The organism is Clostridium sp. CM74B_53, from assembly GCF_036318045.1.
Taxonomy (GTDB): domain Bacteria; phylum Bacillota; class Clostridia; order Lachnospirales; family Lachnospiraceae; genus Pilosibacter.
The window spans coordinates 85,437-108,600 of record NZ_JAWQDE010000011.1; the positions used below are offsets into that span (position 1 = coordinate 85,437).

Sequence of the window (23,164 nt, forward strand, 5' to 3'; positions counted from 1 at the left end):
ATCTCAGTCAGGTCCCGATCATTCTAATTCTTTTAAGATCGACTCCCCGATCATATTCTCCGCTTTCTTCAGTCCGAAGTTATCGAGCACTGTCGCGCCAATGACACCGAAGGTCTTCTGTTCCTCAAACATTCCCTTCTCTTTCATAGATGGGGAATAGGCAATAAACGGAACTTTTTCTCTCGTATGGTCTGTTCCCGCGTAAGTCGGATCATTCCCGTGATCCGCCGTTATCATCAAAAGGTCACCTTCCCGGAGGTGTTCAAGGAGTTCGCCAAGCTTCACATCAAAGCGCTCCAGTTCTTCCCCATAACCCACCGGATTTCTCCTGTGGCCCCAGAGGGCATCGAAATCCACGAGATTCACAAAGCAGAGTCCCTTGAAATCCTTATCTTTGCAGATTTCAATCGTCTGTTCCATTCCATGGACGGAGCTCTTTGAGCGGAACGCCTCCGTGATGCCCTGGCCGTCGAAGATATCCCGGATCTTGCCGACAGAGATCACATCGTATCCGTTGTCCTTTAAGATATCGAGCGCCGTTGTCCCGGTCGGCTTTAACGCATAATCGTGGCGGTTGCTGGTGCGGACAAATTCGCCTTTCTTCTTTCCGACATAAGGTCTCGCGATGACGCGGCCCACGCGCCACTCTTCCTTCATCGTGATCTCTCTGGCGATCTCGCAGCAGCGGTACAGCTCGTCAAGCCCGAATGTCTCCTCATTTCCGCAGATCTGAAGGACGGAATCGGCAGATGTATACACGATCATGTGACCGGTAGCGATCTCCTCCTCTCCCAGCTCATCCAGGATCGCGGTTCCGCTGGCGCTCTTGTTTCCGATCACCTTGTGTCCGGTGCGTTTTTCCAGCTCCTCGATCAGCTCTTTCGGGAATCCATGATCCGTGAACGTCTTAAAAGGCTTCGTCGTGTAGATCCCCATCATCTCCCAGTGGCCGGTCATCGTATCTTTGCCGTTGCTCGCCTCCGAGAATTTTGTGAACCGTCCCATCGGCGCATCCACCGGGTCCACGCCCTTTAACGGTCTTAAGTTTGCGATCCCGAGTTTCTGAAGATTCGGGATATTGAAATGTTCCATATGTTCCGCGATGTGTCCGAGAGTGTCCACTCCCACATCTCCAAATTTTTCAGAATCCGGCATTGCACCGGTTCCGAGTGAATCAATTACGATCGTAAAGATCCGATTATATTTCGGCATCTAAATCTACCCCTTTCTTTGCCTGTTCTACAAGTCTGCTTGTTCCGAGGCGGTCAGCCCCCAGACGGACAAACTCCGCCGCATCGCAAAAGTCTGCGATACCGCCGGCCGCCTTGATCTTCTTTTCTGCGGCCATGTGGGCCTTCATGAGCGCCACATTCGGCTTTGTCGCCCCTGCGGCGGAAAATCCTGTGGATGTCTTGATAAAGTCCGCGTCTGAGGCTGATACAGTCTCACACATCTTTATCTTCTCCTCCTCTGTGAGGAGACATGTCTCGATGATGACTTTCAGGATATGATCGCCGCAGACCTCTTTCAGGGAGTTGATCTCTTCCAGGATCTTATCGTACTGTCCCATTTTGACCCAGCCGATATTGATCACCATATCGATCTCCTCCGCTCCGTCCTTCAACGCCTCTTTCGTCTCAAACACTTTGACCGCCGTCGTGTTGTACCCGTTCGGAAATCCGATCACGGTACAGACCGGCATCTTCTCTCCGAGGTACTCCGAAGCCTGCTTTACGAAAGACGGCGGGATGCAGACCGACGCGGTCCCGAATTTCACCGCATCATCGCAGATCTCCCGGATCTGTTCCCAGGTGGACGGCTGCTTTAATAATGTATGGTCCACTCTCTTTAAAACATCTCTGTATGTCATTTTTCTTATCGTTCCTTTCCGCTTCTTTTCCGGCGGCTCAAATTTCCAGCGCTTTCCCTGTAAATCCGAGCGGAAGAAGCTCCTTCAAAAGGTATTCCCGGATCTCGCCCGCGCCATTCATGAGGATGATCCGGAACGTCTCCGGATCGCAGAATTCCGCCATCACCTGGCGGCAGACGCCGCAGGGCGCGCAGAAATTTTCCGGTTCTTTTCCTTTTGGACCTCCGACGATGGCGATCGCCCGGAATTCTGTTTTTCCTTCACTGACTGCCTTAAAAATCGCCGTGCGCTCCGCACAGTTTGTCGCCGGGTACGCCGCATTTTCAATATTGCAGCCGGTAAATACCCTGCCATCCGCGCAGAGGAGCGCCGCTCCGACGGCAAAACCGGAGTACGGGCAATACGCCTGTTTTCTGGCCTTCAATGCTTCCATGACCAGCTCTCTATTTTCCATGAATTTCCTCCCTTCCGGTCCGAAAATCCGAATATTCTATGTTCTCTTACCATACCATAAACACGGAGCAATGTCAAAGCAGCTTCCGGCACCCCCGGACATTCCCCGCCCAGGAAATTCCTGCCCGCGGAACACTTTCTGACACCTTTCTTACGTTTCGATAAAAATTTATTCATGGGGGTTGAAACCGCAAAACCAAAGTGCTATAATGTGGCAACATAAAGGAAATATGACAAAATTGTTACAGAACATAAATTCAGAAAATAAAGGAGGTCATCCTTTGAAAAAGCTGATAAAAAAATACGGACATATATGGATGTTATCCTACGCATTCATCTATCTTCCCTGGTTCTCAAGACTCCAGGAAAATGTGAACAAGCCTTACCACGTCATGCACACGGCGCTCGACGATCTGATCCCGTTCAACGAATATTTTATCGTCCCTTACCTGATGTGGTTTTTGTACGTTGCCGCGACCATCGCGTTTTTCTTCTTTAAAAACCGCGATGACTATTACAGGCTCTGCACTTTCCTCTTCACAGGAATGACGATCAGTCTTCTCGTCTGCACCCTGTTCCCGAACGGAACCGATTTCCGTCCGGCGATCGATCCGGATAAGAACATCTTCTGTTATTTGGTATCGAGACTCTGGAGCATCGATCCATGTATCAACGTTTTCCCGAGCATCCACGTTTACAACTCCGTGGGTGTTCACATCGCGATCTGCCACAGCGAGGAATTAAAGAAACACCCGATGATCGTCCGGGCATCCGGCGTTCTGATGGTTTTGATCTGCCTCGCAACGATGTTCTTAAAACAGCACTCCGTCATCGATGTCGTCGGTGCACTCTTAATGGCATCCGTCATCTATCCGATCGCTTATGCGCCGGAGGCGGAGAAGAAGAAAAAATACGAGACGAGCTTCTAATAAGGATTCAGAAATATTTGCAGGGCAGCTTTTCAGCTGTCCTGTTTTTTCGCGCGAAGATGAAGATCGTCGCAGGCGACCGCGCTCAGCGCGAGAATGTTCCAAGACACATTCGGTCCTCTCCCCACTGTCTCCCGGGTCTAACTTCATCTTCACGCAAGTGTCCGGTTCCGGTCTGCCAGTGTTTTTTATCCAGAATTTTTACTGCTATAGAAAAACAGCCGCCCTCCTGCACGCTTCACGCGCGCAAAAAGGCGGCTGTCTTACTATTCCGGATCTACTTCCGGTACCCAGTCGCAAAATCCACCACATTCCGGTACGGTGTCCCGTTCGCCCACGCCGCGAGATTCTCTCCCGCGATCCTTACGATCCGCTCAAATGTCTCCGGAAGGAAGAAGTTTCCGGCCACATGAGGCGTGATCACGAGGTTTCCGAGGTCCCAGAGCGGACTGTCCGCCGGAAGCGGTTCCGGCTCCGTCACATCGAGTCCGCAGCCGCCGAGATGTCCCTCTTTTAAGACCTTGTAAAGTCCCTCCGGGTCAACGGCATTTCCGCGTCCGACGTTGATCAGGTACGCGCCCTTTTTCATCAGGCGCAGTCTTCTCTCGTCCATGATGTGGTTTGTAGCGTCTCCGCCCGGAAGCACCATCGCAACAATATCTGCTCTTCCGAGAAGCTCGTCCAGATCGTCCATCGTATGCTGCTCATCCAGATAATCCGGTTTATTCCGGTTCGTGCGGCGGACACCGATCACATGAGCGCCGAGTGCATGGCACTTTCTCGCGTAATCCCCGCCGATATCTCCGAGTCCGAGCACCAGGATCGTCGAACCTTCTACAGAGGTGATATTTCCCATGGACTGCCATATGTGCTTTGCCTGGTTCGCATGATACTGGTTAAAACGGCGGATCAGATCAAAAGTCAGCGCCAGCATATGTTCCGATACGGCAAGCCCGTAAGCACCCGTCGCATTTGCGAGCACCGCCTGTTCCGGAAGGATCCCCGGTTTGATGTACTGGTCTGCACCGGCAGAGTTTAACTGGAACAGTTCCAGATTTTTCGCCTCTTTTACAAGTGCCGGATCGACATTTCCGATGATCACGTTTGCCTCTTTTACATCCTCAGCTATGACATCGCTGCCGTTCACATAGCGGACGCAGCAGTTTTTGTTGCCAGATGCAGCTTTCTCTTCCAGGAACTTTTTATGATCCTCATTTACCGGGATCACCACAAGGATATTTTTCTCTAGATCCGCCATGTATAATCCTCCCCGATCGGTCTTGTCGCCTCTTTTAACCACTCATTCTCCTCCGCCGTCATAAACGGTGAAAGTTTCTCGTAGACCGCTTTATGGTACTCATTTAAGTTTCTCACATCGGACGGCTCCATCACGGAAATGTCCACCGCGTCGAGGTCGATCGGCGCGAAAGTCATGTTCTCAAAGCACATGAACTGGCCGTACTCGTTCTTTTCCGCTTTTCTGCACATCGTCAGGTTCTCGGTACGGATGCCGTGGCTTCCCTCAATATAAAGTCCCGGCTCGTCCGAAGTCAGCATTCCCTCTCCCAGGACGCAGGAGTCCTGGCGCTCCGGAACGATGCGCCAGCGGATACCGTTCGGGCGCTCATGAACCGCAGACAGGAAGCCGACGCCGTGACCGGTGCCATGGTTGAAGTCGAGTCCGCGCTCCCAGAGCGGTCCTCTTGCGAGGTAATCCACATTGAGTCCGCGGCAGCCATATAAGAATTTCGCATGCATCAGACGCAGCATTCCCATCATGACAAGCGTGAAATGAACCTTCATCTCGTCCGTGACATTGCCGATCGCGATTGTTCTCGTCACATCCGTGGTTCCCTCATAATACTGTCCGCCGGAGTCAACAAGATAGAATCCGTCTGTTCCGACCGGGCTCTCCTGCTCCTTTGTCGCGTGGTAATGGCACATCGCGGCGTTGGATCCGAATGCGGAGATCGTCGTGAAGCTCGGTCCGAGATAACCTTCCTGGGCTTTCCGGTAATCCTCAAGACGCTCTGCAGCTTCTGTCTCCGTGAGAGCGACCTTTCCGGCGTTTTTCTTCATCCAGTACAGGAATTTTGTCAGGGCAACGCCGTCCTTTAAATGGGCCTTGCGGAGGTTTTCCATCTCCACCGGGTTCTTCACCGCCTTCATGAGGGAAGTCGGGTTCATGGCCTCCACAACGCGGTTGGATGCGTCGATCTTCTTATAGAGGGCAAAGTTTACCTTCTCAGGTTCCAGGAGAACCGTCTCATTCTTTAACTCCGCCACCGCATCATAGATCGCGTCGTATTTTTCGATCGTCACATGATTCTTTTCAAAATAAGCGCGCAGCTCCGGAGAGAATTTACGGCTGGCGATAAAGAGTCTCGCCTCGTCTTCCGTAATCAGGGCAAACGCCGGTGCGAGCACATTTCCGTCATCCGAATTCTTGCGGATATTGAAGAGCCATGCGATATCGTCAAGGCTTGATAAGATGTGGACGGACGCATTCTTCTCATCCATCTCGGATCTGAGGCGGATCAGTTTTTCCGTCACAGTCTCACCTGCATATTTCACATCGAGAGTCCAGACTTCTGGTGCCGGAAGGATCGGGCGTTCTTCCCATACTTCCCCGGCAAGGTCATCCCCCACGGAGAGAGTCGCGTGTTTCTTCGCCATCATCGCCTCAAATTTTCTTCCCTGGGCTGCATTGACCACGCGGCCGTCAAAGCCTAAAACTCCGCCTTCCGGCATATGATCCGTCAGGTATTCCTCGATCGTCGGAACGCCTTCCTCTCCCATCGCCATCAGACGTGTGTCCTGACCTTCCAGCTCTCTCTTTGCCTGAACGAAATATCTTCCGTCCGTCCACATGCCGGAAAAAGCCTGGGTGATCACCATGGTCCCCGCGGAACCTGTGAAGCCGGACAGGAATGCGCGGCATTTGAAATAGTCCTCCACATACTCAGAATCGTGGAAATCGGAAGACGGAACATAGTACGCGTCCACATGTCTCACTTTCATCAGGGTCCTGAGTTCCCTCAAACGTTCATTTGCCATTGTTTACCTCCATAAGTGAAGAACAGTTACCGCACGCATGTTTTTGCGGACCGTAACTGTTCTTCTGATATATTCATGCCGGCCGGCTTGCGCCGCCGGGTCGTTCTCAAAATGACTTTGTGCAGATCCATATCTGCTGCGTATATGTTCGGAACGCCTTCCTTACAGGAGCGGGATTCCCGCCTTTGCTGCCTCGGCGCGCACCTCATCCGGCCATAAAGAAGACTGGATCTCGCCGATATGCGCTTTTCTAAGGAAGAACATACAGATACGGGACTGTCCGATACCGCCGCCGATGGTGTACGGGAGCTCGCCGTTTAATAATGCTTTCTGGAATGCGAGTTTCTCGCGCTCCACGCATCCTGCTGCCACTAACTGCTCATGCAGGGATTTCTCATCGACACGGATACCCATGGAGCTCAACTCCAGTGCGATGTCGAGAACCGGATAGTAGACGATGATATCACCATTTAATTTCCAGTCATCGTAGTCAGGAGCACGGCCGTCATGCGGCTTTCCGGATTTTAAGTTTCCGCCGATCTGCTCGATAAAGACAGCGCCGTGAAGCTTCACGATCTCGTACTCTCTCTGCTTCGGAGTCAGGTCCGGATAGCGGTCCTCGAGTTCCTGGGATGTGATAAATTCAATGTGCTCCGGAAGAACGCGGCCGATATAATCGTACTCATAAGCCATGTAGTCCTCCGTGATCTTTAACGCCTTATATACGGCGCGGACGGTCTCCTCGAGAGTCTCGCGGGTCCGCTCCTCCTTCGTGATCACTTTCTCCCAGTCCCACTGGTCCACGTAGATGGAGTGGATATTATCGGTATCCTCGTCGCGGCGGATCGCGTTCATATCGGTATATAAGCCTTCGCCCGGCTCAAAGCCGTACTGCTTTAACGCGTAACGTTTCCATTTTGCGAGGGAATGGACGATCTCCGCCTGTCTCCCGCCTTCCTTGATGTCGAACGCGACCGGGCGCTCCACACCGTTTAAGTTATCATTCAGTCCGGATTCCGGCGTTACAAATAACGGCGCGGAAACACGGGTCAGATTTAACTGCTTTGTCAGTTCCTTCTGGAAAAAGTCTTTTACGATCTTGATCGCAACCTGGGTCTCTTTCAGGTTGATATCCGGAGTATAACCGGCTGGTACAATAAAATTCATTGTGGTGCTCACCTTTCTATGCAGCAGCGTGTCTTCTGTATGTTCGTCTCTGGTCCTGCTGCTGTTATCCATCATATCATCATTTGGGGGAAAATGGAAGAAAAAAGTGTTCGTTATAATTTTTCATTCGTTCACACTTTTTTCCAAAAAACATGGTAAAATGTTTCCAGTATCATTCTGTCTCCGGGAATCACCGGACTGGCAGATTGCTACCAAAGACACTGTAAAGGGGATACATCTATGAAACTTGCGATCGTTGACGACTTAAAGACGGATTCCGACCGTCTTGCCGGCTTCGTTCATACATATATGGAGCAGCATCAGCTTAAACTCGATGCATTGGATCAATTTGAAAGCGGAGAGTCCTTTTTAAGCGGCTTTACCTCCGGCTCCTACGATCTTATCTTTCTCGATATCTATATGACCGGGATCACCGGCATGGAGACTGCCAAAAAGATCCGGCAGACCGATCATGACTGCCGACTCATCTTCATCACGACCTCCCCGGAATTTGCCGTGGAAAGCTACGATGTGAACGCCGTCTTTTACCTTTTAAAGCCGATCCGGCAGGAACAGGTCTTTACCGCTCTTGACCGCTGCGCCCTGCGCGCCCGGGAAGACAGCAGGACCATCGATGTTCCGACTGCCCTCGGAACAATGCCTCTCCCGCTCCACAAAATTTCCTACACAGAGCATGTAAACCGCCAGATTCTTGTCCACTTCAAAGACGGAAGGAAGATGGAAGTCCCAATGAACCAGAAAAGCTTCTCCGCCCTCCTTCTCGAGTATCCGTGGTTCTGCGACTGTATCAAAGGCATGCTCGTAAACTTTGAGGATGTGGACAAACTTCTGGACGACCGCTTTCTCTTAAAAAGCGGAGTCTATATTCCGATCAGCCGTTTAAAATACAAAGACGTGCGGGAACAATTTCTCGAATATTCCTATTCCGCAGTCAGAGGAGGTTCCTATGGCGGAGCTGCTTTTTAATGAATTTTTCTGTACCTATCCGTTTCATATTTTTGCCTATCTGCCGTTTCACTCCACACTCCGGATCTCCGGCAGAAAGATCCTCCTGGTTTCGGTCATGGCGGAACTGCTCTACCTGACCGTTTTCGCGCTCTTAGTCAGCGCCGGTCTCCCGGCTGTCTACGTCCAGTACACAGCGATCCCTGTTTTCGGGATCTTCCTCTATTCCCTCGTAAAAGCAAATGTCGGGATCATCACCTTCCAGTATATCTTCGTCATCGACTATCTGATGGTGATCCGTGCCTGCGCCTTCTTCGTCTGCCAGACATTTTTCCACTGCGGATTCTTCTCCTGGCAGTCCGGGCTCATCACATTCGTTCTCGTACTCCTGACCGCCTGGTTCATGATGAAGCGCCTGATGGAGATCATTGACAGCCTGTCCGCGATCCAGGCTCCGGCCCTCTGGAAGACCGCATGGCTCCTCCCCTTCTCCGCGACCATGATCATCTTTCTCCTGACCGGCAGCATCCGGAGCGGAAGCTTCACACAGGCCGCCCTTATGGCGAGGATCCTCATGCTCCTCTGCATGTTCCTCATCAGCCATACCCTGATCCTGCTTCTCCGCTTCTTCAAAGAACAGGCAGAAGCAGCCGTCAAGACCGAATCCATGGAAAAACTCCTCGAGATCCAGTCCGACCAGTACAACCTCCTCACAGCCAGGATCCGCGACAGCAGCAGAGCCCGGCACGACTTCCGCCAGCACCTCGCCGTCATCAAAGACTGCGCAGACCACGGAGATCTCGCCTCCCTGCAAGCATACCTAAAAGACTACGAATCCATGTTCCCGGTCCAGGATGTCCGCCGCTACTGCAAAAACTACGCAGTCAACGCGATCCTCTCCTTCTACGCAGAAAAAGCCGAAAAAACCGGGATCACCACCCAGTTCCAGATCCAGATGGGAGAACCACTCCTGATCCCGGAGACAGAATTCTGCGTCCTGATCGGAAACCTCCTCGAAAACGCCGTCGATGCCTGCGCAGACACAGATGATGGTATCCAGCCCTTTATCCGTCTCCACGTCTGCCAGACCAGCTCCTCCATGCTCTCGATCACAGCCGACAACACAAGCGCATCCGGCCCGACCTGGTCCGGCGACCGCCTCCTCTCCACCAAACACACCGGCTACGGCATAGGAACCGAATCCATCCGCATGATCGCAGAACGCTACCACGGCGACGCCAGATTCTCATGGAAAGACGGCATGTTCTACGCCTCCGTGATGCTGAACCCGTAAAAAAATATATTTTCAGCAATGCCAGCGGCGAGCGTCCCACTCCCAGCAATGCCAGCGGCGAGCGTCCGGCCGGGAGTGCCTTGATCCGGGGAGCTGGTTCCTCTTAGCTCGCGGGTGACTGCGTTGGACAACCGATGACACTTGTCTGAGCGCAGCGAGTTGTGTCATCGGTTGTCCGCCCTTAGCAGTCGCACGGGAGCTTAGCGGAACCCTCCCCGCATCCCGGGCACACCCGGCCGGACGCTCGCCGCGTACCCCCGCCAACCACCCCAAATCGCCAAAAAACAAAAGAAGCGGAACAGACCACTCAAAAAAATGATCTGTCCCGCTTTCCTTCTATTCATATTTTCCGAAAAGATATCCCAAATCCCCTTCGCTCCTACATCCCCGGCACATACACCCCACTCTCATTCACATACATCCCATCCGGCGTCCTCCGGCTCTTATACATCTCTCCACTCACCGGATCCAGATAATAAGACTTATTGTACAACGTGATCCATCCCGTCGCCATATACCCGTCCTCCTGGAAATAATACCACTTTCCATTGATATACAGCCACTTCGCCGCCGGCCACGTCCCGTCACCGTAGTCCCACCACCATCTTCCGTCCGCACTCTGCTTCCAGGAACCGGAGGCATACGATCCGATCTCCCCGGAACGCACCCAGGCACTCTTCGTATTGTTCGAAGCCTTCACCGCACGGACCTCAAAACTGTAGGAGCCCGTCGTTCCCATCAGTCTCGAAAAATCATAAGCCGTCCCATAGATCGTAAACTCATCCCCTGTGAGACTTCCATCCTTCAAAAGCCGGAGCTGGTAATACTTCGCCCCGCTGACCGCCTGCCATGTTCCCGTCCCGTACGCATTCGGGGACCAGGCAGCACCTGCCGGTGACTTGATGGTGCTCGTCGTTGAAGAGGTCGTCTTCTTATCGAGCGTCAGACGAAATGTCAGCTCCAGCGTGCTCCTGTCATCCCTCTTCACCGCCTTCACATACTCCGCCTTCCCATAACCCGATTTCGCAGAATCCGAAAGCGTGAGCCGGAAATCCTTCGACGCCGTCCCGGAAAAATAACAAGAATCCTCATCCGCGACCGATAACGTCACCGTGACCTTCGGAGGATTGGACTCCGTATAGCCGTTTCCGTCGTTGTTTTCGATATAGATGGAATCCACATAGTAATGGTCCGTATTATCGCCGTACGGCGTCACTGTGACGTCCTCAGAGTCATCCTTTAAGCCCACCGTACCGTCGATCGTCAGATAGATCTTCCCAACCGCCGTCTTATCCGCAGCAAAAGCCGGAACTACTGCCGCAGCAGCAAAGACCGCCGCAAGAAAAAAAACGATGGCTTTCTTTCCGAATCTCTTCATATCCTTTTTCTTCTCCTTCCCGGAAATTTTTCTCCCATATGTCAATATGTGCAGAAAAACGGTTCCGGAGTACGGGGTCTCCCCTGCTCCGGCACAGGGCAAAATAAATTTGCCGCACGTCCTCCTGCACAGATCTGTCACATATCCTTTATTTACCTGTTCTTAAAAATCTCAACGATCGCCTTCCACATCTGGACAAGCATGTTCCACATTCTCTGAAGCGGATTGACTGCTGCCTTCTCTGTCTCTGCATCGAGAAGCTCTGCATCATCATCCACGCTGATCTCCTCCGTGCGCATGATGATCTGCAGGGTATTCGGCTCCGCATTCTCATCGGAAGTAAAGGAAACCTTCTCCGCACTCGGATCCATATTTAAGAAGTTGGTGTCATCCTCAAGATCACTCCACTCATTGTCCATCGTATCCTTCATGGTGCGTCCGGCTTTTCTCATGGAGCTGGTGCTGTCGAGAACATTCAGGCTCTTGTTCAGGACATTCAGACTTCCCTTGATGGAATCCTTCGCCGCCGCATCAAGGCTGTCAGAGCTCGCACGGACCGTATTCTGTACAAGTGTCAGAGAGTTCGTGCTGTTATTCAGCGCATCCGTTGTACGGTTCACAAGCTCTTTGGAATCATCCAGCGCAGACTGAAGATCCGGATAATAGACGTCCAGGGAATCCTTCAGAGCCTTCGTATCCTCGATCAGATAATCCATCTGATCCGTCGTCTGCGCAAGATATCTCGCGACATTCGACACATCATCCAGCATATTCGATGTGTCGGAAACCAGCGCATTGCTGGAGGAAGCAACCTGGCGGAGCGCTTTCTCCTTCTGTTTTAAGATCCCGATCAGCTCCTGGGCATTCAGCAGACCGGCGTGACCGGCGGAAGTATCTGCTCCCGCAGCCGCCTCGGCAAGTGCCTGTTCATCCGCATCCCCTGCCTCAACATCGTAGTAATCCGCAATCGCATCCTCCATGGATGCCTGGGATGATGCAAGATTTTTGATAAAGTCCACGATACTCTTCTGGAGCTGTGTGTCCAGCCTTTTGATCTGCTGGACTGCTGATACCACGTCATCAACGCTCACAGACGCACTTCCGGAGCTGCTCTTTAAACCGCGAAGACTCGTATCAAGCTTCCGGAGCGGTTCCTGCATATTTCCGAGCGTATTGACAACATCCGTCAGACTGCTGTGGGCAACCTCGGAGGCATCCTTCGCCGTCTGGATATACGGGATGATCGTTCCGAGCTGCTCGGAAAGGGCATTTAAGGATGCAAGTGCCTGGTCATTGCTGTCCAGGATCTCATCTTTGGAACCGCTGATGATGCCTCTCGCATTCTCCGCCTCGTTTAATCCCTGTTTCAGCTCGTTGACGCCGCTTCTCATGCTCTCCAAAGAAGCTGCCAGCTGGTCCATGCTGTCATATAACTGGTCTCCGGCACCTTTCCAGGTGTCCTTCGCATCCTTTAAGTCCACGATATGCTCAAGGTCTTTCACAGTTCCCGGGACCATCGCCATGATGACGCCGGATGTCTCGAATTTGTCAGAGCCGATCCGGATTGTATAGTCGCCGTCCTCGCCCGGAAGCGCCGTATACATGATCGCGGTCTGGGAACCGAGACTCTGCGTCTGCGCGCCTTCCGCCTCGACACTGTAGCATTTGCTCATATCGACGAGCATCGCGACAACGAGCAGCATATTGTTCTTATCATAATCTCTCGCCGCATCGTTCGGTTTCGCGGTCACATGGACCTCCACGAGTCCGGAAGCTCCGGCGAGCTTCTCTGCATCCGTCGGGACTCCGTTTAATTTGTAGGAGACATCCATCGTCCACGGAAGTGTCACCGTGTCCTTGTCGATCGCTCCTTTATAGTAAAAATATCCCTTTGTGTCGGCCGGGAGATTCCAGGTAACTTTTCCGTCTCCGATCTCCGGGGCCGTATTGTTGGTCATATTTGTGACATCGAGATAATTTCCATAGTCCGTGAAGCTCGTGAGTCCGTTTAAGCTCACTCCTTTCACAACATTCACCTTATCTACAGAACCATAGTAATCCAGGTTCACGTACATCGATTCATCGACGCTCACAGACGCCTCCGCCGCATAGACCGGCGTGGAAACAAGGCTGGTGCAGAGCGTGACAGCTGCCATTCCCGCTGCCATGATCTTTCTATTTTTCTGTCTCATCACCGTTCTCCTCCATTCCTTCTCTATCTGTCATCTCCGGCTCCCTACCTGCCGCCGCTTCGTTTTCATCGTCCTCGTAGGGATCCGCGCCTTCCTCTGTATCTTCTTCCGTCTCACCTTTTTTCGCGTTCCGTTTTTCTCTCCGGTTCTTCACCCGGCGGTGAAGACGTTTCGCAAGCGCCGCTGCCGGCTTCTCCCCGACGATAAAGTTGTCAAACAAGGTCAGGAGCAGCGGAAGCACTGTCAGTACCAATACAAGGCTGAACAGTCCGCCTCGTCCGATCAGGTGGCCAAGGTCGGCGATCGCCGTTGTGGACGAGATCATGTATACAATATATCCGGCCAGCGTGATGATGGAACCGGATGTAAAGATCGAGGAACAGGACGCCGCGATCGCTTCCACGCAAGCTTTTTTCTTCGAGAGCGTCTTTCTCTTCGCCAGATAGTTGTTTGCTAAGAGGATCGAGTAATCGACCGTCGCACCCAGCTGGATACTGCTGACGATGATGTAGCCCATGTACACCATCTCAACGCCCTGGAAATACGGCATCGCCATGTTGATGAAGATCGCCACCTCGATCGGGATGATGACGAGGATCGGCATGACTGCCGACTTGAAGCTCATCATAACGACGAGGAATACGCCCGCAAGGGACAGCACATTTACATTCTCATAGTCCTTGACGATGAAGGACTTGATATCCTGGGTCGACGGCGTCTCACCGACGAGATAGCTGCCATCCGGATAATATTTCTTTACGATCTCCTGGATCGCATCGGAATCCTTGAACGCCTCCGTACTCTCCGTCTTTGTTCTTGTGTAGATCAGCATCCGGCAGTAGCCGCCTTTATGTAAGAGTTCCACCGTGGACTTCGGAAGGAACTCTTCCGGAATCCCCTCCGGCAGCGTGTCTGCCAGGGCCGTCACGCTCTTTACATAGGAGAGATCCTTGATCTCCTTCGCCATCGCCCGCTCATTGACCTCCGAAGTGTTCGGATACAGGGCGAGCAGCATGTTGCTTCGTCCGAAGATCTTCGTGATCTCCTGGTCATCCTCATAGACCTGGGTTCCTTCCGATGCACCCATGGAATCATTTCCGTAGAGGAAGTCGTTTAATCCCTGCGCTGTGTAGGCAAGCGGCGTCACAAGGACGATCACCGCGAACACGATCGGGCGGATCCGGTAGATCACCTTTCCAAGGCCGTGGAAATCCGGCATGAAGGAACGGTGTTTCGTCTTCTCATTGAGCTTCGCAAACTTCAGGATCATTGCAGGCATGAAGAATACGACGGTCAGAAGGCTGAACACGATACCTTTCGCAAGGACGAGACCTAAGTCAAAGCCGATCGAGAACTTCATCGTTACAAGGGCGAGGAAGCCGACGACTGTCGTCAGGCTGCTGGCGAAGATCGAGTTGATCGCCTCCTGAACGGCGTTGATGATCGCGTCCTCCTCATTCATTCCCTGTTTGCGGTAATTCATGAACGCATCAAGCAGGAAGATCGAGTAGTCCATGGACGTCGCCAGCTGCAATATGATCGAGACGTTTTCCGTCAGGAACGAGACCGTTCCGATAAAAATGTTCGTTCCTTTGTTTAAGAGGACCGCAACACCCATAACCAACAGGAATAATATCGGTTCCGTCCATGCCGTCGTCGTCACGGAAAGCACTGCAAAGATCATGACAACGGCCACCACGAGGATCTTGCTCATCTCGCTCTCCATGGACTCGGTCATGGATTTGTTCTGGACCGCCATTCCGACATAACAGCCTTTGTCGCCGAGAAGATTTTTCATCTCATTGATCGCGTTGGAAGTCCGGCTGGAATCGCTCTCCTCGACAAACGTGATATCGAAGACTGCGTTTCTGTCCTTATAGTAATCCTTGATGTCGCTCTCATTGATGAAATCTTCCCCGGCGTAGATGTTGACGGAACTGTCGCACCACAGCACCTGGTCCACGCCATCGATCTCTGCGATCTCATCTTTATATTGCTTCGCCTCATATAGTGAGACATCCTTCACCATGACCCGCGCAGTTCCCGGATAACCGAACTTGTCACGCATGACGTCAAGTCCGATCGCCGATTCCGCTGTATCCGGAAGGTATTTTGTCAGGTCATAGTTTACATTGACGAAATTCATCGTCAAAAGTGATAAGAGACAGCCGATCACAAAGACTGTCTCGATCCACGCGCGTTTATGGATGATGAACGACGCAAGCATATAGGAAAAGCCGCCGCTCTGGCTCTTTTTCTTCTCCTTATGCCCGCGGAGCGCATTCTTTAACTTCTCTCCCATGTCCTCTCTCCTTCAATTCTGAAATGCAGCCGGTCCTGCACCGCGGATCTGGCGCGGGACCGCCCGGTCATTTCTTTTTTCTTACCGCTCCAGAACTACCATATAGTAGTCTTTTCCGTCTCTGTTTTCATGGGCGATTCCCATTCTGCGGTAGTATTCCAGAGAATATTTTTTATCGTTCTTCCGGTCCGCCTTTTCCTGCATCCGGATCATGACAGAATCATACGGATCGTACGTCTCCTCCGGTCCCCAGAGGTACATCTCAAAAAATGTCGCACTCTTTCTCTCCGGAAGTACGTTCTTTATGTAATCGCTCACCGTTCCCTCGCCCGGGATCATATTTCTGCTCTTCGAATATCCCTTCTCCATTGCGAGAGAGAGCCGTTTCTCTGCGATTTCATTTAACGTCTGGTCCAGGACAAAGCTCGCCTGCCCATCGTAAAACTCTACATCCCCGTTGTCATAGTCGTCCTCGGCATCCGGATAAGCATCAAAAAACAGGTCGCTCTTCTCATCATTCATCTCATCAAAGAGTTCCTGTTCCTTCTGATCCAGCATATCAACAGGGTACGCTCCGCCCCGCGTGTTCGGATTTTTCCTCGCATAGGAGAAGATCCCGTCCTTTGTGAACGTGTAGCATGTATTTTCATCCTCGATAAAATCTGTGTTCCAGGCACCGTTTCCCATAAGGTAGTACCAATTTCCGGAAATCTGATTCCAACCCGGCTTCGCTCCGAGCGTCTCCGGAACTGCCGCATAGGCGGGAATCCCGGTCATTCCGGTCATCACGCAGAGGATTGCTGCCATTCTTCGTACATCTTTCTTTCTGATCATCCGATCGCCTCCGCTTTTCCTCTCCTGCTCCGGCTGCCTTTCTTTCTCGCACACCCTGCAGCAGGATCTTTTTTATTTCATTCCTTTTACTTGCAATATTATCTATGTTTATGTTAAAATACTCAAGAACCAGTTTTCAAAAATTGTGCCAAATGAGACAATTTGAGTGTTTTTGTCCAATTTGGAATGGATAAAGGAGTTTTGTGCTTTATGTTAAAGCTGCCTATACAGGAAGAGCATGTCTCTGTCCGCAGAACCTACCTGCTTTTGATGAAAGCGCTTCTGGATCTGCTGGCGGAAATGCCGTTTGAAAAGATTTCCCTGACGGATATCTGCCGGGTATCCATGGTCTCCCGCTCTACCTTCTACCGGTATTTTGAGGATAAGTACGATCTGCTCCACTACTGCATCAAAATGTATATTGAAGGACTTCGTCCGGTGGAGGACCTTTTATATTTCAGGAACATGAACTCCCTGCGGATCTTTTTGACGTTCCTGCTCTCACAGGCGCAGGAAAACCTTGCCCAGTACCAGAAGATCTACCAGGTAAATAAAAACGGGTCCCTGATGTTCCTGATCCAGCATGATCTCGCTGAAATCCTGGCTGAGAGCGGATGGCACGGGGAAAGCAAAGGGTACCGCCTGAAGATCGCGATGCCGCTCTATGTTTCGTTTATGTCAAGTTTTTACCTTACAACGCTAAAATCCTACCTGGAGCTGGCCGATGACTACACGATCGCTGATTATGTGGAAAATGTGTGCCGGTTTGTCCAGAGGGATTTCTGGGAGGCAAAGGAAGACGAGACATGACAAAATGCCGCCTGTCACCGTTTTTTACCAGGTGAACAGACGGCATTCTTTCTATATTTTATATATTCTATTTTCTCTTCTCTGCGTGTTCATCCCACGCCGGAACATCGATCCCCGCAACTTTCGAGGTAAACGCGGTTCCGTCATTCTTTTCAAAGTGTTCCCACGCCCGAAGCACATATTTGAATCCGATATACTGTAACGGAAGGTTGCAGTAAACCATGAGGATATTCGCAAAATCACTGAGATCCCAGAGGGCACTCAGATCCATGCCGGCAATATTTGTGATGACGCCGAAGGAAATGACAACAAGGCAGAGCACACGGATCGTATTGATAAATGCAGGCCGTGTCGAGATCCGGTTCGCGCACATCTCCGTGAAGGACATAAAGCCTACCAAGCAGGTGAACGCAAACAATCCGAAGCAGACGCTGACGAGCATCGTCACAAGATGGTAGATGGTTCCGGTTCCGGTGAGTGCGCCGCATGATGTCAGGAAACGGTCAAGTTTCCCGAGCTCAAACCATGCCGCACTGTCCTCCGTGAGCCACATTCTTCCCATGACAACGACAAAACCTGTCAGGGTGCAGATCACGATCGTGTCGAGGAATACGCCGAGTGCCTGGACACAGCCCTGATCACACGGATGGTTCGCATCTGCTGCCGCTGCCGGCATCGTGATGGTTCCCTGTCCTGCCTCATTTGACATCAAGCCGCGCTTGATGCCCTGGCTTAATGCGATGCCGAACGCTCCGCCGAAGACTGCTTCCGGACGGAATGCCTCGGAGAAGACTGCTCCGAAGAACCACGGGATCCTCGGGATGTTAAAGACGATGAGGAGGACAACCGTCAGGATATAGATTACTGCCATGACCGGAACTAACAGGTCTGTGACCTTTGTGACTTTTTTGATCCCGCCAAAGCTGATGATCGCCGTCGCAACAATGAGAACTGCGAAGGAGATCCAGTAAAGGGACGAATTCGTCTCAATCACGGTCCCGGTAAACACGCCCGCGATCGCGCCGACCGCAGAGATCGTGTTGAAGCCCTGTGCCGGGAAGCAGAGGAACGCGTAGATAATATAGAGGACACTGAGCGCCGCTCCTGCCCACGCTGCATTCTTCAAAAGTCTTCTTCCGTAGAATGGCAGGCCGCCCACATACTCATCATCTTTTCGCTCTTTAAAGATCTGGGAGAGCGTCGCCTCCACGAAAGCCGTCGACATTCCGAAGAACGCAGAGATCCACATCCAGAACAGAGCGCCCGGACCGCCCGTGGAGATCGCGCCGGTGACACCCAGGATGTTTCCGGGACCGACACGCATCGCCGTCGACAAGAGGAATGATGCGAGGGATGAGATTCCCGTTCCGCTGCTCTTCTGCCTCATCAGGACATGGAGTCCGTAGCGGAATTTCCGCACCTGGATAAAACGCAGACGGAATGTAAAATAAATTCCCGTTCCGACTAAAAGAATGATCGCCAGACTGAAATTCCCGAGGATCGGGATCTTCGCATACCAGTCAAAGTTTGTCGGAAAATCCCAGAACAGGTTTGAGACGATCTGGATCTTCCCGCATATGGCATTTACGGCCTGAAACAATGCTTCCATAGCTTTTTCCTCCTCATGATCTCTTATTTGTGTGAATGACCGGATCGAACGCCCCGGCATTTTCACACGCCGCAGTCGAATTCAGATTATCGTTCCACGCTGCGAAATTTGCGCATTGATTTTCGATATTCCGGACTCGTTTTTGTATATGTTTCTATAATATCTCTGATATTTGGTATTTTCAAGAAAAATTTGTCATATTTCAGAAATTTGTAAAGTTCATGTTCCTTCCACATTTCATTCCGGTATACTTTCAGAAACACACAGCGCCCCATACCCCAATCTCGGATTCGGATACTCCAGCTCGGACGGCAGCCGTTTCGCCCCTTTCCTCAGGTACGCTTTCACTTTCTCCCCATAAAGGTACGGGTCATTCCCTCTCACGATCCCCCACTCCATGAGAAGCGCCGCGGCTCCGGCGACGAGGGGCGCCGCAAAGGACGTTCCTGTGACCGCCTCATATCCGCCTCCGCTCTTCGGAGCCATGATCCCGACGCCCGGCGCTGCGAGATCCGGCTTCTGGGCATGGTAGATTCTGGTGTCCCCGCGGCCGGAAAACGGGGCATAGATCCCGGTCCGGCTGTCGTAGGCGCCGACAGTGAGCGGACGAAACGCCGTGGACGGGATCGTGAGCGTCGTCTCCGGCGACGGTTCGAGAAAAGCCGTATTCTGCCCGAGTGCGGCGGATGACGGAAGCCAGAGATCCACATATGTATCTTCCCGCCCCTTTCCGAGAAACCGGAAAATCCAGATTCCGCTCTCCACATACGCCTGCTCCGGAACGAACTCGATGTAGATCTCCTGGGCGGCATTAAACGGGGACGGCTCCCCGTAATAGATCAGAAGCTCCGTCTCCCCGATCCGGATCCGGTCCGTCCCACGTATCGGAAGCAGTTCGAACTCCGCGTCACTGGACGGATCTCTCAGAAAGATCCGCATCCCGTCCTCATAATTTTTCCAGATCTGTACTCCGAATCCCGTTTCATAATTGCCCACCGAAAGGCGGACTTCCGCGATCCTTCCGGGCACGATCACCGGTCTTGCGTGTCCTCCTGAATCCCCCTCGTTCCCCGCTCCGGTCACAAATACGAAGCGTCCCATCTGCGCCAGGGAATCGAGATACCTCTCCAGAAGTCCGCCGCCGTCATGCGACCCGTATGTATTTCCGAAGCTTAAGTTCACCGCCATCGGTCTCCCCAGCTCCAATGCCTTTCGCACAGCAAGATCCATCCCGCTCATCAGCTCTGCCGTCCTCGGAAATCCTGCCGGATCCGGGATCCCAAGACGGACAACGATCAGCTCGCTCTCATATGCGGCCCCGCGGTACAGCCCGCCGCTTGCTCTCCCGTTTCCGGCCGCGATCCCCGCCACCGCTGTCCCGTGACCACTCGTGTCAAACGATGGACTTCCGAAATTTCCTGGTGTTTTCTCCCCGCGGAGCAGCTCATCGATTTCCGCCTTTTCATATGTCTTCCCGGTGACCTGATCGTCCAGATACAAAATTCTCGTAGTTCCATCTTCATTCCGGAAATCCTCGTGAAACAGATCGATCCCGGAGTCGATCACCGCCACCAGAACGCCTCTTCCTGTGAGTCCCTCATTTCCGCTCTGTGACGGAAGAAAGCAGGAGGCCGCTCTCGCCCGGTTCAGGGCAAAGAACAGCCTCTTTGGTTTCTCCGCATATTCAATTTCCCGAAGTGCAATCACTCCCGGGACATCCCGCTCCGGGATCCGGAGGATCGCAAAATCATTTAAAAGATATGTCCCCGAAACAGTTGGGAATTTTTCTCTCAGCACAGACGCAAGATCCCCGTGGTATTTCACGATGATCTCCCAGGTCCGGTCCGCCCTGTCATATCCAATATTCAGCTCCTTTGTCCGCTCTCTCGTCTCCTCCGGAACGGAAAGTGCCAGATTTAAGAGATTTTCAGCCTTCTGATCTTCCATATCCGCCGTGCCGCATCTCCTCTGTCCCCTGCCTGTCTCACGCCGGCGAAACTTACACGCCGGATCCCACATCATCACGATCTGACGCAGATTCCAACGCAGACAGATTCATTCCGGATATTTTATGCAGTGACTGCGGATCCTGTTCCGAACCTCTATCCGAAGATTACAAACGTCTGCATCAGGTACATGAACACCGGGATCGTCACCATGCTGATCACGGTTGTCACAGTGATGACGGTACAGGCAAACTCATAGTCCCTGTCATACTCCCGCGCCATGATCCCCATCTGTGCCATCGCCGGCATCACGGTCAGCATGAAGAATACCTCTCTCATCTCCTGTGTCACCGGCAGGAGTCTGAGGAACACAACGGCGGTCGCCGGCACCATGATAAACCGCATAAGGACCGCCACAACGATATCTTTTCCGATCCTGATCGATGATGTTTCCATGTTCCGGATCACGCTTCCGATAAACACAAGTGCCAACGGGGATGTGACCCCGCTGATCATGGACAGCGGTTTCAGGATAAAATCAGGGACTTCGATCCTGAAAAAGACTGCTGCCATTCCAAGAAACATTCCTACGACCGTCGGGCAAAACAGATTTTTGATATTCTGCGCCCATCTCGCACTCTTGCCGTTTTTTTCTCCCCGCTGCAGCAGACTGATCCCCAGCGTCCAGAAGAGGACTGTGCTCGCGATATAATAGATCGCGCCGACGGAAGTGATCCCCTCTCCCCAGAGCGCCTGGATCACAGGAAATCCGATAAAAACGACATTCGGGAAACCCGCTGCCACGATAAAAGTATCCCGCCTGTCCTCCCTGATGCGGCACACCTTTGCCGTCACTGCCGCTAAACAGACGCACATTAAGATCAGCGCAAACACATACGGCACCTTTGTGATCAGGAACAGAAGGCGTTCCCGGCTTTCCAGGTCTCGATAGATATTATAAAACATATAGAACGGGAGCGTCGCCTCCACCGTAAATTTAGAAAGAAAATCCATTCCGTTTTTTCCGAACCATTTCTTTCCGGCGAAATAGAAGCCCATTCCGATCAATATCAACAGTGCAAAAATACTTTTTATCGATTGTAAGACCATTCCCATCCCCCTGAATCCATAAAAGAGTCGTAACTGTTCAGTACCCTCACAGTTACGAGCAAAAATCCATTCCAGATCGGCTTCGCCGATGGGATTTTTGCCTTCCGTCCCATGTTTTATTACGGTCAGCGCAGCAAGTGCGCAGACCTACTGAATAGTTACAAAGAGTCTATAAAAAGACCCCCGGAGCCATCAGACCCGGGGGCATCGTGCAAATGACACGTTTGATCCTGTTACTGTGCAGTTGTAATATTCATGACAATGCTGTCAAGAGCACTTGCATTTTTGATCCTTCCGTTGGTATAGATCACAACCATATATCCATCCTGTTTCCGGCAGTAGTAAGTGTTTGTTGTCTTCTTTCCGGTTACTGACGCTTTGTAATACTGCTGATTTGCGATCGTCACAGCAGCAGCCTGCGTTGCCTGGCCTTTCTGTGCTTTCTCAATACCGACAAGTGTATTTACAAATGTCTGTGCATCCATATCCGGTTTATTCTTCATATCGAGATAATAGATCTCAACATCACCGTTATCTGTGCTCATGCAGAGATCCTGTGTGCGGTACGGGTTTCCGATCGCATTATATTCGCTGCCGATATAGTCGTCACCGACATCTTCTTTTGTCTCCGTTGTTCCGATGATCTGCGGGATGCAGAGGTTCGACCAGGTATTGTAATATCTTCCTCCTGTGATATGTCCCTTCGGAGCAGTTGTTCTCGGCGCTACCCAGCTTCCATCGTCACCAAATGTATAATCAACGCCGTCAATGTTTCTTGTGGTGTTGGAGACCATAATGTGGGTTGCCGGATCGATATAGTACCATACTTCATTTCCGCGTCCGTCTCCCTCTTCGGATTTGATCCATCCGCTTGCGAGGTTTCCGTCCTTGTCATAATAACGCCAGTTGTTTTTTGCGTCACTCTCCCAGCCGTACTTTGTTTCTCCGGAAGCAGTCTCATCTGCAAATGCAGTCACCATATTTACACTGCCGATCGCTGCAGCGAGCGCTGCCATAAGCATAACTTTCTTTAATTTCATTTTCAATCCACTCCTTCATGGGTTTTTATCAACTAATGCCATTATACAGGGATTTTTTTGAGAACGCAAGCGCTAAGAACTGGAGGATGGCAGGATTTATGAAAAATTAAGAAAAAAGCGGCAAATTTTGTCATTTCTGACATAGATTTGCCGCTTTTTCCACTTGTTTGTATCTATGATCCCTGCATCCGATATCCGTTCCCGGTA

General features: G+C 51.8%; 18 protein-coding genes. 4 read left to right on the forward strand and 14 right to left on the reverse strand.

Annotated elements, in window-relative coordinates:
• Positions 1 to 18 precede the first annotated feature (18 nt).
• The 3 genes from V2546_RS10740 to cdd are packed head-to-tail and all read right to left on the reverse strand — an operon-like array spanning position 19 to position 2,324.
• Positions 19 to 1,212, reverse strand: a complete 1,194-nt coding sequence (locus tag V2546_RS10740) for a phosphopentomutase (protein WP_329752306.1) — start codon at positions 1,210 to 1,212, stop codon at positions 19 to 21.
• Complete coding sequence (gene deoC, locus V2546_RS10745) at positions 1,199 to 1,870, reverse strand: deoxyribose-phosphate aldolase (RefSeq protein ID WP_329752307.1); 672 nt, start codon at positions 1,868 to 1,870, stop codon at positions 1,199 to 1,201. Before deoC ends, V2546_RS10740 begins: the two co-directional genes overlap by 14 nt.
• A gap of 37 nt (positions 1,871 to 1,907) precedes the next feature.
• Entirely contained in the window at positions 1,908 to 2,324 is a 417-nt protein-coding gene (cdd, locus tag V2546_RS10750) for a cytidine deaminase (protein WP_215702255.1), read from the reverse strand.
• Between the two features lie 280 nt (positions 2,325 to 2,604).
• On the opposite strand from cdd, the gene V2546_RS10755 reads away from it, so the two are divergent.
• Positions 2,605 to 3,252, forward strand: a complete 648-nt coding sequence (locus tag V2546_RS10755) for a phosphatase PAP2 family protein (protein ID WP_405580220.1) — start codon at positions 2,605 to 2,607, stop codon at positions 3,250 to 3,252.
• Positions 3,253 to 3,529: 277 nt separating this feature from the next.
• Here V2546_RS10755 and V2546_RS10760 read toward each other — a convergent pair whose 3' ends face one another.
• The 3 genes from V2546_RS10760 to asnA form a co-directional block, all read right to left on the reverse strand.
• A complete protein-coding gene (locus V2546_RS10760) occupies positions 3,530 to 4,510 on the reverse strand; it encodes a D-2-hydroxyacid dehydrogenase (RefSeq protein ID WP_329752308.1) in 981 nt (326 codons plus the stop codon).
• Complete coding sequence (locus V2546_RS10765; protein WP_329752309.1) at positions 4,498 to 6,309, reverse strand: aminopeptidase P family protein; 1,812 nt, start codon at positions 6,307 to 6,309, stop codon at positions 4,498 to 4,500. The genes V2546_RS10760 and V2546_RS10765 overlap by 13 nt, the downstream gene beginning before the upstream one ends.
• 162 nt (positions 6,310 to 6,471) lie before the next feature.
• Complete coding sequence (gene asnA / locus V2546_RS10770; RefSeq protein WP_118299207.1) at positions 6,472 to 7,476, reverse strand: aspartate--ammonia ligase; 1,005 nt, start codon at positions 7,474 to 7,476, stop codon at positions 6,472 to 6,474.
• Positions 7,477 to 7,716: 240 nt separating this feature from the next.
• On the opposite strand from asnA, the gene V2546_RS10775 reads away from it, so the two are divergent.
• Both V2546_RS10775 and V2546_RS10780 read left to right on the forward strand, forming a co-directional pair.
• On the forward strand, positions 7,717 to 8,463 hold the full coding sequence (locus V2546_RS10775; protein WP_329752310.1) for a LytTR family DNA-binding domain-containing protein: 747 nt from the start codon (positions 7,717 to 7,719) through the stop codon (positions 8,461 to 8,463).
• Positions 8,444 to 9,736 (forward strand): GHKL domain-containing protein, encoded by a 1,293-nt coding sequence (locus tag V2546_RS10780; RefSeq protein WP_329752311.1) that lies wholly within the window; start codon positions 8,444 to 8,446, stop codon positions 9,734 to 9,736. Before V2546_RS10775 ends, V2546_RS10780 begins: the two co-directional genes overlap by 20 nt.
• Before the next feature lie 379 nt (positions 9,737 to 10,115).
• Here V2546_RS10780 and V2546_RS10785 read toward each other — a convergent pair whose 3' ends face one another.
• The 4 genes from V2546_RS10785 to V2546_RS10800 form a co-directional block, all read right to left on the reverse strand.
• Entirely contained in the window at positions 10,116 to 11,114 is a 999-nt protein-coding gene (locus V2546_RS10785; RefSeq protein WP_329752312.1) for a hypothetical protein, read from the reverse strand.
• A 152-nt stretch (positions 11,115 to 11,266) separates the two neighbouring features.
• A complete protein-coding gene (locus tag V2546_RS10790) occupies positions 11,267 to 13,306 on the reverse strand; it encodes a hypothetical protein (protein WP_329752313.1) in 2,040 nt (679 codons plus the stop codon).
• A complete protein-coding gene (locus tag V2546_RS10795; RefSeq protein ID WP_118531630.1) occupies positions 13,290 to 15,608 on the reverse strand; it encodes an efflux RND transporter permease subunit in 2,319 nt (772 codons plus the stop codon). Before V2546_RS10795 ends, V2546_RS10790 begins: the two co-directional genes overlap by 17 nt.
• Positions 15,609 to 15,689: 81 nt before the next feature.
• On the reverse strand, positions 15,690 to 16,442 hold the full coding sequence (locus tag V2546_RS10800) for a hypothetical protein (RefSeq protein WP_329752314.1): 753 nt from the start codon (positions 16,440 to 16,442) through the stop codon (positions 15,690 to 15,692).
• Positions 16,443 to 16,652: 210 nt separating this feature from the next.
• Here V2546_RS10800 and V2546_RS10805 point away from each other — a divergent pair, with 210 nt between their 5' ends.
• Positions 16,653 to 17,252 carry a TetR/AcrR family transcriptional regulator gene (locus V2546_RS10805; RefSeq protein WP_182426803.1) on the forward strand — a complete coding sequence of 200 codons (600 nt, stop codon included), beginning with the start codon at positions 16,653 to 16,655 and terminating at the stop codon, positions 17,250 to 17,252.
• Positions 17,253 to 17,319: 67 nt separating this feature from the next.
• On the opposite strand, the gene V2546_RS10810 is transcribed toward V2546_RS10805, so the two are convergent.
• The 4 genes from V2546_RS10810 to V2546_RS10825 all read right to left on the reverse strand — a co-directional run bounded on the left by V2546_RS10810 (position 17,320) and on the right by V2546_RS10825 (position 22,957).
• Positions 17,320 to 18,861: an amino acid carrier protein gene (locus tag V2546_RS10810; RefSeq protein ID WP_329752315.1), complete on the reverse strand. Its 1,542-nt coding sequence runs from the start codon at positions 18,859 to 18,861 to the stop codon at positions 17,320 to 17,322.
• A gap of 237 nt (positions 18,862 to 19,098) precedes the next feature.
• On the reverse strand, positions 19,099 to 20,808 hold the full coding sequence (locus tag V2546_RS10815; protein ID WP_329752316.1) for a S8 family peptidase: 1,710 nt from the start codon (positions 20,806 to 20,808) through the stop codon (positions 19,099 to 19,101).
• Positions 20,809 to 20,963: 155 nt separating this feature from the next.
• Positions 20,964 to 21,917, reverse strand: a complete 954-nt coding sequence (locus tag V2546_RS10820) for an AEC family transporter (protein WP_215702797.1) — start codon at positions 21,915 to 21,917, stop codon at positions 20,964 to 20,966.
• A 233-nt stretch (positions 21,918 to 22,150) separates the two neighbouring features.
• Positions 22,151 to 22,957 (reverse strand): hypothetical protein, encoded by an 807-nt coding sequence (locus tag V2546_RS10825; protein ID WP_118531647.1) that lies wholly within the window; start codon positions 22,955 to 22,957, stop codon positions 22,151 to 22,153.
• Between the last annotated feature and the right edge of the window lie 207 nt (positions 22,958 to 23,164).